This window comes from Halobellus ruber (assembly GCF_014212355.1).
Taxonomy (GTDB): domain Archaea; phylum Halobacteriota; class Halobacteria; order Halobacteriales; family Haloferacaceae; genus Haloquadratum; species Haloquadratum rubrum.
The window spans coordinates 1-14,724 of the sequence record NZ_JACKXD010000009.1; the positions used below are offsets into that span (position 1 = coordinate 1).

17 protein-coding genes, 2 tRNA genes and 1 pseudogene are annotated in these 14,724 nt (G+C 64.5%); 14 read left to right on the top strand and 6 right to left on the bottom strand.

Annotated features, from left to right (window positions below):
- A pseudogene (locus tag H5V44_RS16830) lies at positions 1 to 113 on the top strand (IS6 family transposase); the annotation flags it as partial.
- A 372-nt stretch (positions 114 to 485) separates the two neighbouring features.
- On the opposite strand, the gene H5V44_RS16835 reads toward H5V44_RS16830, so the two are convergent.
- Positions 486 to 2,267: a PAS domain S-box protein gene (locus H5V44_RS16835; RefSeq protein WP_185194303.1), complete on the bottom strand. Its 1,782-nt coding sequence runs from the start codon at positions 2,265 to 2,267 to the stop codon at positions 486 to 488.
- 448 nt (positions 2,268 to 2,715) lie between these two features.
- Here H5V44_RS16835 and H5V44_RS18245 point away from each other — a divergent pair, with 448 nt between their 5' ends.
- Together H5V44_RS18245 and H5V44_RS16845 are read left to right on the top strand one after the other, a co-directional pair.
- Positions 2,716 to 3,018 carry a TrmB family transcriptional regulator sugar-binding domain-containing protein gene (locus tag H5V44_RS18245; protein ID WP_185194304.1) on the top strand — a complete coding sequence of 101 codons (303 nt, stop codon included), beginning with the start codon at positions 2,716 to 2,718 and terminating at the stop codon, positions 3,016 to 3,018.
- A gap of 164 nt (positions 3,019 to 3,182) precedes the next feature.
- A complete protein-coding gene (locus H5V44_RS16845) occupies positions 3,183 to 4,973 on the top strand; it encodes a pentapeptide repeat-containing protein (RefSeq protein ID WP_185194305.1) in 1,791 nt (596 codons plus the stop codon).
- Here H5V44_RS16845 and H5V44_RS17715 read toward each other — a convergent pair.
- Both H5V44_RS17715 and H5V44_RS16855 read right to left on the bottom strand, forming a co-directional pair.
- Positions 4,951 to 5,778: a hypothetical protein gene (locus H5V44_RS17715; protein WP_246404085.1), complete on the bottom strand. Its 828-nt coding sequence runs from the start codon at positions 5,776 to 5,778 to the stop codon at positions 4,951 to 4,953. The two genes, H5V44_RS16845 and H5V44_RS17715, sit on opposite strands and share 23 nt — an antisense overlap.
- Before the next feature lie 123 nt (positions 5,779 to 5,901).
- A tRNA-Glu gene (locus tag H5V44_RS16855) sits at positions 5,902 to 5,976 on the bottom strand.
- A 175-nt stretch (positions 5,977 to 6,151) separates the two neighbouring features.
- Between H5V44_RS16855 and H5V44_RS16860 the strand changes: the two genes are divergently transcribed.
- The 4 genes from H5V44_RS16860 to H5V44_RS16875 all read left to right on the top strand — a co-directional run bounded on the left by H5V44_RS16860 (position 6,152) and on the right by H5V44_RS16875 (position 8,032).
- The gene (locus tag H5V44_RS16860) at positions 6,152 to 6,727 is read left to right on the top strand and encodes a DNA-3-methyladenine glycosylase family protein (RefSeq protein WP_343067786.1); all 576 of its coding nucleotides are present in this window, start codon (positions 6,152 to 6,154) and stop codon (positions 6,725 to 6,727) included.
- Positions 6,728 to 6,949: 222 nt separating this feature from the next.
- Entirely contained in the window at positions 6,950 to 7,351 is a 402-nt protein-coding gene (locus tag H5V44_RS16865; RefSeq protein ID WP_185194306.1) for a hypothetical protein, read from the top strand.
- Between the two features lie 53 nt (positions 7,352 to 7,404).
- Complete coding sequence (locus H5V44_RS16870; protein WP_185194307.1) at positions 7,405 to 7,944, top strand: GNAT family N-acetyltransferase; 540 nt, start codon at positions 7,405 to 7,407, stop codon at positions 7,942 to 7,944.
- Between the two features lie 14 nt (positions 7,945 to 7,958).
- Positions 7,959 to 8,032 (top strand) — tRNA-Thr (locus H5V44_RS16875).
- 55 nt (positions 8,033 to 8,087) lie between these two features.
- On the opposite strand, the gene H5V44_RS16880 is transcribed toward H5V44_RS16875, so the two are convergent.
- Positions 8,088 to 8,774: a hypothetical protein gene (locus H5V44_RS16880; RefSeq protein ID WP_185194308.1), complete on the bottom strand. Its 687-nt coding sequence runs from the start codon at positions 8,772 to 8,774 to the stop codon at positions 8,088 to 8,090.
- 138 nt (positions 8,775 to 8,912) lie between these two features.
- On the opposite strand from H5V44_RS16880, the gene H5V44_RS16885 reads away from it, so the two are divergent.
- The 5 genes from H5V44_RS16885 (at position 8,913) to H5V44_RS16905 (ending at position 13,159) form a co-directional block, all read left to right on the top strand.
- Positions 8,913 to 9,380, top strand: coding sequence for an archease (locus H5V44_RS16885; RefSeq protein WP_185194309.1), 468 nt, complete (start codon positions 8,913 to 8,915; stop codon positions 9,378 to 9,380).
- A gap of 69 nt (positions 9,381 to 9,449) precedes the next feature.
- Positions 9,450 to 10,697 (top strand): helix-turn-helix transcriptional regulator, encoded by a 1,248-nt coding sequence (locus H5V44_RS16890; RefSeq protein WP_246404087.1) that lies wholly within the window; start codon positions 9,450 to 9,452, stop codon positions 10,695 to 10,697.
- A 115-nt stretch (positions 10,698 to 10,812) separates the two neighbouring features.
- The gene (locus tag H5V44_RS16895) at positions 10,813 to 11,934 is read left to right on the top strand and encodes a DUF7096 domain-containing protein (protein ID WP_185194310.1); all 1,122 of its coding nucleotides are present in this window, start codon (positions 10,813 to 10,815) and stop codon (positions 11,932 to 11,934) included.
- 145 nt (positions 11,935 to 12,079) lie between these two features.
- The gene (locus H5V44_RS16900) at positions 12,080 to 12,490 is read left to right on the top strand and encodes a hypothetical protein (RefSeq protein WP_185194311.1); all 411 of its coding nucleotides are present in this window, start codon (positions 12,080 to 12,082) and stop codon (positions 12,488 to 12,490) included.
- A gap of 249 nt (positions 12,491 to 12,739) precedes the next feature.
- Positions 12,740 to 13,159 (top strand): hypothetical protein, encoded by a 420-nt coding sequence (locus H5V44_RS16905; RefSeq protein ID WP_185194312.1) that lies wholly within the window; start codon positions 12,740 to 12,742, stop codon positions 13,157 to 13,159.
- Between the two features lie 12 nt (positions 13,160 to 13,171).
- Here H5V44_RS16905 and H5V44_RS16910 read toward each other — a convergent pair whose 3' ends face one another.
- The gene (locus H5V44_RS16910; RefSeq protein ID WP_185194313.1) at positions 13,172 to 13,384 is read right to left on the bottom strand and encodes a ribbon-helix-helix protein, CopG family; all 213 of its coding nucleotides are present in this window, start codon (positions 13,382 to 13,384) and stop codon (positions 13,172 to 13,174) included.
- A 126-nt stretch (positions 13,385 to 13,510) separates the two neighbouring features.
- Here H5V44_RS16910 and H5V44_RS16915 point away from each other — a divergent pair, with 126 nt between their 5' ends.
- Positions 13,511 to 13,834: a DUF5789 family protein gene (locus H5V44_RS16915; protein ID WP_185194314.1), complete on the top strand. Its 324-nt coding sequence runs from the start codon at positions 13,511 to 13,513 to the stop codon at positions 13,832 to 13,834.
- Positions 13,835 to 13,885: 51 nt separating this feature from the next.
- Here H5V44_RS16915 and H5V44_RS16920 read toward each other — a convergent pair whose 3' ends face one another.
- Positions 13,886 to 14,296, bottom strand: coding sequence for a hypothetical protein (locus H5V44_RS16920; protein WP_185194315.1), 411 nt, complete (start codon positions 14,294 to 14,296; stop codon positions 13,886 to 13,888).
- A gap of 107 nt (positions 14,297 to 14,403) precedes the next feature.
- Here H5V44_RS16920 and H5V44_RS16925 point away from each other — a divergent pair, with 107 nt between their 5' ends.
- Positions 14,404 to 14,721, top strand: coding sequence for a cupin domain-containing protein (locus H5V44_RS16925; protein WP_185194316.1), 318 nt, complete (start codon positions 14,404 to 14,406; stop codon positions 14,719 to 14,721).
- Positions 14,722 to 14,724: the final 3 nt, after the last annotated feature.

The following is a 14,724-nucleotide window of genomic DNA, read 5'->3' on the forward strand; positions in this document are numbered from 1 at the left end:
AAGTAAAACGACGAACCTCTTCATTTTCAAATACGTTCAGTCACGTGGAGCCGACGACAGCAGAATCCTGGCTCCAAGCCCTCGCTGTCTGGTGGAATCGATGCCAAAGTTAACGCGACCGTTGTAACTACGTGAAGATTTTCGACACCCCGGGGTGTCGAAACCCGTCACGCGACTATAGCCGACAGTATCAGCACGCGGTTCGTGACGGCTGGTCTCTGGCACTGGCAAGCACCGGTAACCAACCTGCCGAATCAAAATCCGCTGAAGGCCTGAGTATTGGCTCTGCGAGGTGAAGGCCTGAGTATTGGCTCTGCGAGGAAATGCCGATGCTCGGGGGTGCTGTCATAGTAGCGGGAAACGAAATCACAATGTCACAGGAGAGTTGCCACGGTGTTCGTTTCACTACCGAATCAGGTTTGAGACTCTGCGTACGTACTGAGATACAGGGTCTATGCTCGCAGGTGAGACGAAAGCTAACCAACTCAGCCCTCTTTGCTCGTTTCCTTCTCCGCACGTGGGAGGTGCAATGAGACGCAATTGCCACCCAACTCGCTCTCATCGAACGATAACTCACCGCCCGAGGCGTCAACGACCCAGTTGATGAACCACAGGCCCAATCCCCCACCGTGTTTGAGTCGGCTTTCCCCATCGTCGAGCACCGCCATTTCGTGGTCTGGAATCTTCGGTCCGTCGTCCGCAACAGCGATTGTCACTCGATCCGGGTCAATCTCGTATGCGACGGTAACACTCGGGTTATCGGCCGGGTTGTGGCGTACGGCATTATCAAATACCTCTTCGAGTGCGTCCGACAGAGAGGCCAGTGCTTCACATTGTACGTCCGGCGGATCCGCGATCCTCGTGTCGGCTGACTCCGGCAGCGCCGTCGCAGCACGTGAGACGACCTCGTCTAAGTCCATCGGTACCTGGTCCGACTGGCCGTCAAGCGCCTGATCGACCTTTCGAGCCAACACGCCAAGTCGATTGAGGTCCGACCCAACATCCCGGATCGTCTTCGCTCGCTTGACAGCGTCCGGATCATCAACCGAATTTGCAAGTGTGCGTGCGTGCCCGATCACCACGTTCGTCCGGTTCCGGAGGTTGTGACGCAACACCCGATTCAACACGGAGAGACGTTCCTCACGTCGCACCCGCTCGGAGATGTCACGTCCCGTTCCAACCAACCCGATTACCTTTCCGTCACTGTCAGTCAGTGGGGCGCCGTTGAGTTGGTACGGAATCCGCTCGCCGTCCGCTGTCAGAAATGCCGACTCGCGCTGTTGTGTGGACTGCTCCTGATAGACGGCCGTCATCGCTGTCATAATCCGTTCGCGATCCTCAGGCACAATCGTCTCGACGGCGTGCATTGAAGTGAGATCTTTGTCGTCGTATCCCAACACTTCAGACAATCTGGCGTTCCATTTCTGGAAAAACCCGTTCGTGTCCAACACGTAGAACACGTCCGGCTGGCCGTCCAATAGACTCTCTACGTATGCCTCCTGATCACGAAGTTGTCTCTGCCGTTGTTCGCGTTCCGTCACATCGCGACGGTTGACAACGACCCCGCCGATCCGGGGATTATCAAGCTGGACGTTGCCGACCGTTTCCATCCAGCGCCAGGAACCGTCGGCGTGTTGCCGGCGGTATGTTGCTGTGGCGTAGGAGCCATCCGGCTTCTCAATAAGATCGGTAAATGTCGTCCGCACCTCCGCGGCATCGTCCGGATGTACCTGATCCAACAGATTCTGTCCTCGCAGTTCTGCTGGCTCGTATCCCAGTTGATCTGCGACAGCCGGACTGTTGTAGATTGCTGTCCCGTTTTCATCGAGAACGCTCATTGAGTCCGTGGAGTGACGCATCAGCGTCTCCAGCCACTCCTGTCTTCGCGCCTGATCCACACGGTCCTGGCGTGTATCAATCACCTGTGATAAGCGGGCCGCGAGCAACGACTCTGCGGCTGGGTCTGACAGTCGCACGACTTCAGAAACACCTGCGTTGATCGCTGTCTCAACCAGCGTCTCGTCGGCTGCAAGGAGCACAACCGGGAGGTCCGGTTCCGCGTCAAGGATAGGCTGCCACGCTGACTCGTCCGCAACGATCGCATCAACCGACTTACCTGCAACCTGACGTAGCACGGCGTCTGCGTGTCTAAACTGATTTACCCGCATCTCGTCAGTCGCGGCCTGCGAGACGAGTGAGGTTGCTTTCCTGCTTCCCCCGGCTATGACGACCGATCTCGATTCGGGTTCTCCCCCCCGCTTACTCATGTTATGTGGGTAATGCTGTAGCCATGTATTCGTTATTGCCTATAATAAGTGGGTTCACCCGACGGAACACTGCATCAGTAGGGAAACCGCGACGGACGGCTGGACTACTTATCACTCGGTTGGCATCGTTACACTATAGTAGCGTTTGTAAGTCTTCGCTCACTCGATCGCACGACGGCGTGCGGTCGGATGTGCAACCAGTTGCAAACGCTACTATAGAAACGAGCACCTCCGTCATACCCATCAATTACCGTAACGTCCCAACCGTGAGCCTCCGGAATCCGCTTGACAATCGCGGGAGCAAACCCGGTTCCTCCAGTCGCTAACGTGTAACCCGGTTTGAGGATTTCTTTAGGCTCATCCGGTGGAACTCTTAGGACACTATCTTCGACGTAGCAGTCAGTAAACGCGTGAACTATTATATCAGGAGACCGACAGACGCGTGACGATGGCCCGTTGCCGGGAGGTAGCACTCGGACATATCCAGCAGGCGATCGAGTCTGCCCGGTGCTGGGTTATGATTTCCGTACCGGTTGACATCTACCGGGAAGTCAGAGCGGCGGTTGCGACTGCTGTTGAGCACGGTGTTACAGTCCGCTTGTTGCTCGGCGGGGCCCCAAGACCACCGGAACTTACCTTCCCGGACGGGCTGTTGGTCCGATTTCGAGCGATGGCAGATACCTTCGTCGCCGCCGACCGGACACGGGGGTCGGTCAGTACGGACGAACGCTATCCCATACCCACTCTGTAGCTATCCTGTCGAGAACCGCCTGCTGAATATAGAGCGTGTAGTCAGCACCCCGAAACTGGTTTTGTATTCGGGGTTTGCCTCCCGGATCAGTGATCCGTTACTGGGTTTGCACTGATCCAAGATGGTCCGGATGAATTATGTCACTGCTACATATGGGAACGGGTATGGCTGCTCCATCAGAAGAGCGGTGTGAGTTTGCGACCGGTCTTAATGCCGACTATTTCGAACCCGAAAAGGAATCGCTTCTGAGGACAACAGAAACGGGTCAGTGGCGATGCCCGCATCACAAGTTCACACCGACTGATGGACCGGACGATGGGTATGATTTCTGCCCATTTCACTTGGGGCACAAACCAAATCACGGCTCGGCGGTGCTTGAGGATACTGCCGAACTCTGTGTGTGGCTCATCACTGGCAGCACCGAACAGGTCCCAGGTCTAAGTCCACTGCCATCTGATCTCCGGAACTACGCACGGCTGGAAAACGACAGCACACGGTTTGAGACGGGTGAGCGAACGCAATTCATCGGCGCGGTGTTCGACGAGTTTCGAGTTGATTACCGGACCATCGATGCGGTTTCGAATGCCCCGGTAGACCTGCGCGAAGCGACTGTCAACGATGTCGCCTCATTTCAGAGTGCCAGCTTTGAGCAGCCCCTGCTGCTAAGCGGTGCTGTTTTCGATTGTTCGACAACGTTCGTTGACACGACTTTCGCCGAACGAACCGAGTTCCAGCAGACTCAGTTCACGGAGTACGCTGATTTCCACCACGCGACGTTTGGTGCGTGGGCCGAGTTCAGTAGTACAACTATTGCGGGCGAGGCGAATTTCCGCGGCGTTAATTTTGACCACGGCATCTTCGCGATGAATATGATTTTTGACGGTGCGGCCGACTTTATGGCGGCAACCTTCGCAGCGGTTGCGAACTTTACTGGAAGTGTGTTTCGCCGCGGGGCTGTTTTTTCAAGTACTCGGTTCTTGGGCAACGCGACCTTTAGAGACGTCTCATTCGGCGGTCCGGTTGAGTTGAGTGATAATTTCGTTGATGATACCGATGTTGATGAGCGCTGGCAACACATCGCAGTTGACGACCGACGCGTCCAAGACGCTGCCGTTGTTTTTCGCAATCTGACCTGCGAGGGGACACTGAATTTGATCAATGCGAGTATCGATGGCAACGTCTACATCGCGTCATCCACGATGGCGGGTGCGGTAGTTGCGACCGACATCTCCGTCGATAACGGACCAATTGAACTGAACTTCACTGGGAGCGAGACGATAAGCGGGCGCGTTGCAACCGGTTCGGAACCCGTAGAGTATGATTTTTCCGAGGCGACGCTCGGCGAACTAGAGATTGGTGACAGCAATGTCGATTCTGTCCGATTTAATAAGACCACCTTCGATGGGTTTGACTTTGGCAAACATCTCGACGTGTTCGTCTCGATGGAATGGCAACTCCACAGCGAGCAGGCATCACCATCGGAGTGTGAAAATACATATCTCCGGGCGAAGAATGGCGCAAAACAGGTTGGAGAAAGCCGCGCAGTCTCCGAATTCCACATCCGCGAACTCCGACACCGTCGGGCCGGATACCTGAAACTACTACGTGAAACGTTCCCGGGGTTCCAGGCACTCAAAGCCTCAACAAAGCTGTTAGGGAACCTTACGCTGGCAGTGACTTGTGGCTACGGCGAACGCCCGCTACGACCAGTCGTAGCATCGATGAGTGTCGTCGGTGTCTTTGCGATTTTATACGCAACGATCGGGATATCACTCCCGTATGAGGGCGCCACAAAATACGTCACGTTCAGTTTGGAGTCGTTCGTTGCCTTACTCATCGGACAACCGGAGACGACATCCTCAGTTGTGAGCCTCTTCGTTGCACTTGAGGGCTTCGTCGGTGCGTTTATGATCGCGCTGTTCGTGTTTACGTTCACTCGGTCCGTAAGTAGATAATACACAGGCGAGTCAAGTGGCTGAGCACGCCGCCGGGAACGTCAACGCAATCTGATAGAGATCCCAGCGGTACATTCGCAAGCACATACTCAAGGCTAACTCGGCCGCAGGTTGTGAATAAACACCGTGATAGGTCCTCTATGGCGCTCTCAACAGGCTTCAACGCCGCCGTATCCCACCGGAGAGCGGTCAGCGACGGGATAGGGCGTATCTGCGCCGAGCGGAAGAACTGGATGGAGCCGTGCGAGGAGACCGCGACGGAGTGCGTCGGGTGGGTAACGGTCAACCCCGAGCCGCGAAGCCCCGGCACGCCGAACATGGTGATCGGGGCGGTGGCGCGGTGGTCCATCGTTCGACTCGATGAGGTCGTCGTCGGCAGCCCGCAGTTACCCGATCCGATCCAACGACTCGCGCTGCGTCTCCGGCGAGACGTTATCGTACCCGTGAGCGCCTTCTGCGTATTCGAGCGGTGGCTATCGGAGTGGTCGCCCGAGAGTAAATCCCGACAGTACGCATCGGCGTGATCGGTCGTGACGGCCGTCGTGTAGCCGTCTTCCTCGTTCCAGACCCACCGGTAGAAGCCGTCGATACGGTAACTGCGGTTGTAGACGGTATCCGCGGCGTAGCCCTCGCCCTCGTTTGGCTTCTTGCCGAGGTCGCGCAACCATTCGAGGAGGTCGCGGCGCTCCTCGCGGTAGTCTACGACCCGGCGCTCGGTGAGGCGCTCCTGTGCGGGGTCGGTGATGAGGGGTGTGCCGCAGACGTACTCGGCCTCACCCCCTGATTCGGCATCCAATTCAGCCATTGTCGCCCCGCTGAGTGGGTGTTACTGTTTTTGGCCCTGTTCGATACGTCCAGTGATTTTGGCCTAACCGGCTCAGCCTTGTTTCTGTCCTGAACCGCTGAAAACTGGAGGAAAGCCCTGAAATGCTCGGTCAGGGATTTGAACCCTGGTCCTCGGCTCGAAAGGCCAAGATGATTGGCCGGACTACACCAACCGAGCCCGCACTCACAATTGACGGTCAGACTGGGTTAAATATTCCGTTACGCGGGGACTGCGGCACGCGTTCGCGCACTCTTAGCGGACCAACGGTCGGCGTGCCGGGTCGATCCGGCAACCCGATCCGTACCGCCGCCCGAACGAAATCACGAAGCCGCTGGAACCCCGCACAGTGAGTGTGACCCGGGACCCGATCGCGTTCCTCGAAAACGACCCCGACATCGGCCACCTCGTCGCTGAACACGGCGCAGTGACGCTCGAGCCCGCCGAGGACTTCTTCCACCGGATGATCGTCTCGGTCCTCCGCCAGCAGGTCTCGATGGCGTCCGCAGAGGCGACCAGGGAACGCCTGGAGGACACTGTGGAGGTCACGCCGGAGGCACTCCTGGATACGGACCGCTCGACCCTCCGGGAGGTGGGCCTGTCGGGGCAGAAGGCCACCTACGTCCACAACATCGCCGAGGCCTTCCTCGAACGCGGCTACTCCCGGGAGCACTTCGAGGCCGAAAGCGACGCGGCGGTGATCGACGAGTTGACCCAGATCAAAGGCGTCGGGACGTGGACCGCGAAGATGCAGCTACTGTTCAGCCTGGGTCGTCCGGACGTGTTCCCGGTCGAGGACCTCGGCGTTCGGAAGGGGATGCGTGTGGTCTACGGCGAGGACCTCGAACGGTCGCGGATGGCGGAACTCGCCGAACGGTGGCGCCCGTACCGGTCGTATGCGACCCTGTATCTCTGGCACGCGGTCGACTAGCCGGGTTGCCGTATCGAGTGCGCACCGATCCCGTCGCGTCGGACGGAATCGACGGACGACGCGGCGTCTGATTCCCGACGGACTGGGCGTTCTGTGTGTGGCAGTCACGCGCATATGTCCCGCGGAAATAGCATCCGAATCAGACCCTCCTGAACGCGTCGGTCCTCAGAACACCCGGACGGCGGCAGTCGGGACGGAACCGAACCCGCGACCGGCGGGCGAGTGCGACCCCGCGGGATCGACGAGGGCCACCCCGTTTCCGGGACACGAACCCGCGTCGGCTCGCTCAAGCCGGAAGTGAAACCGCTGGAGGCGGAACGCGAGATCCTGGCGAACCGGGTGTTCGCGCGCGAAGCCGACATCGCGGAACTCGGAGGCGAGGTGACCGACCTCGAAGGGACAGTCGAGGCCGAGGAACGGCGACACCAGCGGGTGATCGACAGGTACGAGCGGCTCATCGAAAAGCGGGAGGCGGCAAAGCGGGAGTTACGGGGGGAACGGTATCCGGAACAGCCGACTGCTTCCCGCACTCGCGTCGTCGGTGGCGGCGGCGTGGACGCGGGTCAAGCACCTGGCTCCGGGCGGGTGAGGTCAGGCGGGACACCCACTGTGGCGTCCGCTTAGTGATCCACCCACCGCCACGGGGAGTATATCCGTCCGTCGACCGAACCCCGAGTATGGGCGATGCGACGGACGGGGACGGCGACGCTGTCGAGATCGAGCGCCCCGAGCCCGGCGAGATCGACGCGCTCGTCGACCTGTGGGTCGCGCTCGCGTCGGACCAGCGGCGTTACGACTCCCACATCCTGCCGGAGCCGAACCGCGGCGTGATCCGCGACACGCTCGCGCGACACGCCGTCGCGGGCGGCCTCCGTGCGGCCCGGCGCGGCGACGACGTCGTCGGCTTCGTCAGCTTCGAGCTGGAGCGGGGGGCCTACGAGAGCGACGAGACGCGCGGCGTCGTCCGCAACGTCTACGTCGAGCCCGCGTCCCGGGGCCGGGGCGTCGGGGGCGACCTGTTGGACGCCGCCGAGGCCGCGCTGGCCGACGCGGGGGCGACGGTCGTCGCGCTCGAAGCGATGGCCGACAACGACCGTGCTCGCGGGTTCTACCGGGGTCGGGGGTACGCGCCACACCGAGTACAGTTCGAGAAACCAGTGGACGGTAGCGGAGACGCGGGGGGCGAGAAAAACGACACACACTCAAAGGAGGGCTGAGTACTCCGACCCGTGCCAGGGGAGCATGGGCGGTGCATGCACTCGACTTGTAATCGAGACTTCGTGGGTTCGAATCCCACCCCTGGCTTCGCCTTCTCCCGCTGTCGGCCGTCGTAACCGCTGCGACCGGAGCCGCGTGACCGCTACGACAGGAGTTCCTTCAGCGCGCGGCCGTACGCCGACGGGGCGTTCGACCGGGCGTTTTCGAGCGCATCGCGGAGCACACTGGCGGCGTCGGTCGTCACGCCCTCGCCGTGGCCGACGAGCACGCGGTCGGGGGCGACCCGCGAGAGCTCCCGCCGCGGCGGGGTCAGCCGTAGCATCGGGTGGACGCCGAGCCGCTCGCCCGGCGCGCGGAAGTACGTCGCGGTGCCGACCGCTTCCGGGACGATCAGCGTGCCGTCGTCGTCGTGGGAGAGCCCGACCTCCTGCCACGGCGGGATCGCGCTGTCGCGGATCCGGACCGCCCGGAACCCGGAGTCGGCGAGTTCGCCGCCGAACCGCTCGACCGGCGCGTCGAGGTCGCCGGCGACGCCGGACATCCACTGTGGGAGGTGGACCGCGACGTCGTGTCGCCTCGCGACCGCCGCCGAGTCGCGTTTGTGGCGGTCGAGGCCGACGACGACGCCCGCGACATCGCCGAACTCGGCGAGCAGGTCGTCGAGGTCCGGGGCGTCCACGGGATCGACGACCCAGACGCCGCCGTCGTCGCCGACGACCGCGTGGCTAGCCCGCTGCATCTCCTCGTCGGGGTACGCGATCCACCCCACGCCCCGGTCCCATCGGTCGATCTCGCGGTACCCGTCGGAATCGCCGCCCTTCATCGGCATACTTCACTCTCCGAGTGCGACGGTGATAAACGTCGCCGCTCCGGGACGGCCGCTCGGCCGGCCGGTGCACTCGGCCGACCACAGGAGGGTCGCGGCCCCGACCGGAAGCGATAGGGGACGGCGCCACCCAGGTTCGGTATGGGCTTTCGCCTCCGCGATCACACCGCCGACGTGGCCGTCGAGGCGACCGCCGACGACGTCGAGGGGCTCTTTGCGGCGGTCGCCGACGGCCTGACTGCGGCCGCCTGCGACGACGTCCCGGAACCGGGGTCGGACGCGCCGGCGTTCGAGCTGTCGGTCACGGCCGAAAGCCGGGAGGCGGTGCTGTTCGACTACCTGGATCGACTCATCTACGAGCGCGACGTCCGAAGCGTCCTCCCGGTTCGGAACCGCGTCGCGATCGAGCCGCCGGGCGGCGACGTCGACGGGACCCGCGGCGACGACGACACGGCCGACCCCGGGTCCGCGTGGCGGCTCGACGCCACCGCCCGGGGGGTCCCGCTGGCCGCTGTCGACGCACGGGAGATCAAGGCGGTCACGTACTCGGAGATGCGGGTGGAGCCGACCGACGACGGGTGGACGGCGTACGTCGTCTTCGACGTGTGAGACGGTGCCGAACCCGCGTCGGACGGTCTCGGAACTTGTTTGTGTGATCCGTATCTTCACTTCCGTAGGATGAACGACCGCGCCGTCCGCCTGTCCGCCGTCGCCCTCGTCGCCGCCGTGATCCTGGCCGGGGTCGGGGCGACCGGCGCTCCCGCGTCGGCGCAGGGGGTCGACACGATCGCGGGGACGCAGGTCGACCCGGACGACGTCTCAATCGGGGTCGAACTCCGCGAGGACGGGGTGGCGGCGTGGACGATCGAGTACCGGGTGCGGCTCGACGACGACAACACAACGAAGGCGTTCGAGTCGCTGCGCGCGGACATCGAGGCAAACGACACCCGGTACGTCTCGGAGTTCCGCGCGCGGATGGTGGCGACCGCCGACACCGCCGAGAACGCCACTGGGAGGCAAATGGAGATCCGAAACGTCTCCGTCGAGGCGTCCAGGGAGACGATCCCACAGGAGTACGGCGTCCTCACGTACACCTTCGTGTGGACGAACTTCGCGGTTGTCGAGGACGGATCGATCACGGCGGGGGACGCCCTGGCGGGCTTTTTCCTCGACGGCGAGACGTCGCTGCAGTTCACCTGGCCCGAGGGGTACGGCCTGGAGACGGTCCAGCCCGACCCCGACGACGTCCGGACGGAGTCGCGGATCGTCGTCTGGAACGGCCAGATCGACTTCGGCCCCAGCGAGCCGACGGTCATCGTCTCCGAGGGGGCAGCGGGCGGCACCGCGACGCCGGCTGACGGCGACGGAGGTGGGAGCGGTGACGGCGGAAGCGACGGTGACGGGAGCAGTATCCCGGCGATCATCGCCGCCGTGATCGCGGCGATCGTCGCCGGGGGGCTCGTCTACTGGTGGCGGGGGAGGGACGGCCAGGTCGACACCCCGGATCCGTCAGGGGGTGGCGGGGCCGCCGCGAGCGGGGCGACGACCGCAGACGAGCCGGGGGTGGACGCGACCGGGGACGACGGCGACAGGGTCGCAGCCGCGTCCGCGGGTGGGAGTGCCGACGAAGCCGAGGCGGACGCCGACGAGGTTGCCGGGGCCGCCGGCGCCGACGGGGACGGCGAGGCGCCCTGGGAGGACGAACTCCTGAGCAACCGAGAACAGGTGCTCGCGTTGGTGGAATATGAGGGGGGCCGGATGAAGCAGCAGGAGGTCGCGGGGACGCTGGAGTGGACCGACGCGAAGACAAGCCAGGTCGTCCGGAGGATGCGCGAGGAGGGCGACCTCGACGCGTTCCGGCTGGGCCGGGAGAACGTGCTTGTGCTCCCCGACGAGGAGTTCGGGCCGAGCGACGAGGACGTATGAGGGGGGACGGTCGCCAGCGACTCCCCTGTGGGCTCACATAAACCGGCTTAATCGGGGTGAATCGGGCTGGAGGATACTGAGCTTATATGAGGTCCCCGATCGAACGGCGATCGTAATGAGACCCCTGTTCGCGCTCCTCGTCGCCGCGGTCGTCGTGGTCGGGACAGCCCCGATCGGCGCCGCCGCGGTCGCGTCGCCGTCGGCCCTCGGGACCGGTCCGGGGCCGGCACAGACGGCTGACAACGGGACCGCGACGAGCACGCCGACGCCGAACACCACCGAGTCGAACACGACCGATACGTCCGACCGAACCGACTCCGGAACGAACGACTCGAACGCGGCGGCCGTCGAACCCGGCGCACAGTTGGCCGGCGTCGTTGCGGTCCAGCGCACCGAAGTCGAAAGCGAGGTGAGTTCCCGCGCGTTCGATCAGCGCGTCGCCGCCGCAGCGAGCAACGACTCGAAGGCGGCAGTCGTCGCGAGCGAGGTGAACGACAGCCGGCAGCGGCTCGCGGACCTCCGCGAGCGGCTGGAGGAACTGGAGTCGGCCCGCGAGGCGGGCGACCTCTCACAGGGCCGGTACCGGGCGAACGCCGCCCGGGCGGTCGCGGAGATCAACGCGATCGAGCGGCGGCTCGAACAGAGCAACGAGACCGCCGCGTCGCTGCCGGCCGCGGTCCGGGAGGCGAACGGCATCAACACCTCGAACATCGAGCGGCTCCGGACCGAAGCGCGCAACCTCTCGGGCCCGGAGGTCGCGGCGATCGCCCGGTCGATCGGCGGTGAGGGCTCCGGTCGCGGGCTGGGCGACAACGTCGGCCCGCCGGGACGGAGCGGCGAAGCGTCGGGCCCCGCCGGCCCGCCGGCGGGCGCGGGCAACGGTGACGGTCCTCCGGAGGATCGCGCCGGAAACGGCTCCGCCGGTGACGACGCGGCGTCGGACCGCGGCGCCGGGAACGAGGAGGGCCCCGACAACGCTCCGGGTACCGAGCAGCGCGGCTCAGGCGACGGCACCGGCAACGGCGACGGCCCACAGGAGTCCGAGGCGAACCGGACCGACCGTGAGAACGGCGGCGGGTCCGAGGGGGGCGACGGGCAGGAAAACGCCGGAAACGGGAGCGGCAGCAACGCCGGGGGCGACGACGGGAACGGCGGCAGTAACGACAACGGGAACGGCGGGGGCGGCAACGCCGGTAGCGGCGGCCCGCCGAGCGACGGGAGCGGCGACGACGCCTGACCCGTTCGGGTGAGACGACCCGCTGACTGGGAGCGGGTCCGGTGCGTCGGGAGCGCGTCCCCGTCGCACCGTCCGGTTCCGTCCTACTATCGGATCTGATACTCGGGGATAATAGTTATCGGAGCCGCGTCACTTGCGCCGAGTGATGGAGTACGTCTACCCGATCTTCGGGTTCCTCGCGGGGATGGCGCTTGTCGCCACCAGCGTCTTCGCGGCGGTCGTCTACACCCCGACGACGTCCTCCCCGGTCGACTCCGCCGTCACGGCGTTCACCGGGATCACGCTCCAGCTCGGCGACTGCCTCGCCGTGTCGTCGGCAACGGCCGTCGTCTTCGATCTGCTGGACGGGTTCGGTGTCCGATTCTCGCTTCTGGTTCCGTTCGCCGTCGGCTACGCCCTCACGCACGTGATCGCCTACTACTCATCGCTGCGGATCACCGACGTACAGCGCCAGCCGCTGGATCCGGAGTTCGACATCCGGGAGAACCCGCTGCAGTTGGCGACCCTGTCGATCCCCGGGGCGCTGCTCCTCCTGCCGGCCGGTCGCCGGCGGTAGCCGGAGACTAAAACGCCTCTTTGAGGCTCAGTCGGCTTTACATCGGATCCACCCGTAGCCGGAAGTGCCCCGGTTGGGCCGCCCCCGATCCGGTCCCCACCCCTCTGCCCCACTGGCCTTCGACCGGGAACCCTGCTGACGCACCCCCTCCACCGCGCCGGCGACGAACCCACCATCGTTGCACCCCCGCCGACCGTCGCGTCCGTGTGGTCCGACGGTGTTTTGAGTCGTGGCACCCTTCCTCGGCGCGTGGTGTACATCACCCGCGGGCTCCTCGCGGCGCTTCTGGAGATGGCGGCCGAGGCCGACCCTGACGGAATCAGCGTCGTGCTCGCGTCGACCTCGGCCGGGGAGTTCGAGTCCGAACTCGAACTCGAAAGCGAGACGCCTGTTCTGACGCACTTTTACTTCCCGGAGACCAGTGGGTCTGTGAATGCCGTCTTCGGCGTCGACCTCGGAACCCCGGCGGGCAGGGGGCGCGCCCGGTTCGTCTCCCACCCGGACGGCCGGCTGGCGGCGACCCGCGAGGACACCTTCGCGGCCGCGCTGGTCGTGGCAGTACCGCCGTGGGAGAGCGATTCGGTCGCCGCTTTCGACCGGAACGACCGGCGGCTCGACCTCGACGTGCTCGACGTGGAACCGCCCCAGGAGCGCCTGGTCGGGGAGTGACGCCGCCGGGCGCTACCGGTCCAGGTAGCCCAGATCGGTCAGTTGTTCGGCGATGTCCTCGAACTCCGCCTCGGTGAGTTCGCCCTCGCGTTGGTACTGGATGACGATGCTCCGCAGGAGGAACCGCACCAGGTCGCTGGTGCTCGAGAAGCTGGTCCCCTCGATGGTCTCGTCCACGCGGTCGGCCAGGTCTTTCGGGATCGACACCGTGGTATAATCGGTCACAGCTCCGAGGAGGGGAGCCGCGGACAAAACAGTGCGGACTCTGCGTGCGGCGCCGGCAGGGGGCCGCGGCCCTCGCCCGGCCCGGAGCCGGGGGTTTTTCTTTCCCCGCACCCCTACCGACCGTCGATGGCTGTTAGACCACCGCAGCAGGACGGCGACGAGCCCGACACCCTGGAGTTCGGCATCGCCGCGCTTTCGCCGCACCTCTCGAAGTCCGACCTCACGTTTCCCGCGACCACGGACGAGGTCGTGCGCGAACTCGGCGATCCCGCGATCCCGTACGACGCAAACGGGAACACGGTGCGGCTCTCGGAGGCGCTCGGGGCGGTCCGTGCGACCCAGTTCGACACCCAGCGGGAGCTTCTGGACGCGTTGCATCCGGTCTTAGAGGAGTATCGGGAATCGGGCGGCGGGATCCTCTCGCAACTGCGGGCGTTGCTTCCGTTCTGACGCCGCGTCCCGCCGGATCCGCACCGAGTCGGACCGCTGCCGCCCGGCCGCTCACGCGTCGCCGTCGCTCAGTACGTACCCGCCGAAGTCCTCGACGGTCCCGACTGGCGGCGCGCCGAACGCAAGCCAGACGTGCGTGGCGTCGTCGGTTCGGTTGAGCAGGTTCCGCTCGACGTCGGGGTGAACGCGGACGACGTTGCCCGCGGGGACGTCGTGAACTGTTCCCTCGATCGCGATCTGTCCGTCGGTCGTCGCGACGAACACCTCCTCCTGTCCGGGGGCGTCGCCGTCGGCGGCGTGGGTGTGCGGCGTGGTTACCTCTCCGGGCTGGACGAGCACCTGGTTGACCCGGAGTTCCGTCGCCCCGAGCGGGTCGGTCAGCTTCCGGACGGCGGTCTCGCAGGTGTTGAACGACTCCGTTTCGACCTTCGAGGGATCGACGACGCTGAACGAGTCGGCCATACGCGGATGGACGGACGCCCCCGGATTAACGCCCGTGGTCGGGGACGGCGAGCACCGGGATCGGCTGTCCACCATCTTAACGTGGATACCATCCGTACCACTGAACGATGTCCTACTCGAAAGCAACCTACACCGATGGCAGCGAGCGCGCAGAGGGGATGTACTTCCTCCGCGAGACGCTGGGCTGTGAGAGCCTGGGGGTCACCGTCGTCGACGTCGAGGCGGGCTGGGCCGGGATGGAACACGACCACGAGGACCGGAACCACGAGGAGGTCTACTACCTCGCCGACGGCGACGCCGCCCTCGTCGTCGACGGCGAGGAGGTCCCGATGAACCCCGGCGACGCCGTTCGCGTCGATCCCGAATCGAGCCGACGGCTCCACGCGGAGGCGGCGAGCACGCTCGTCGTCGCCGGCGCGCCCTGATCG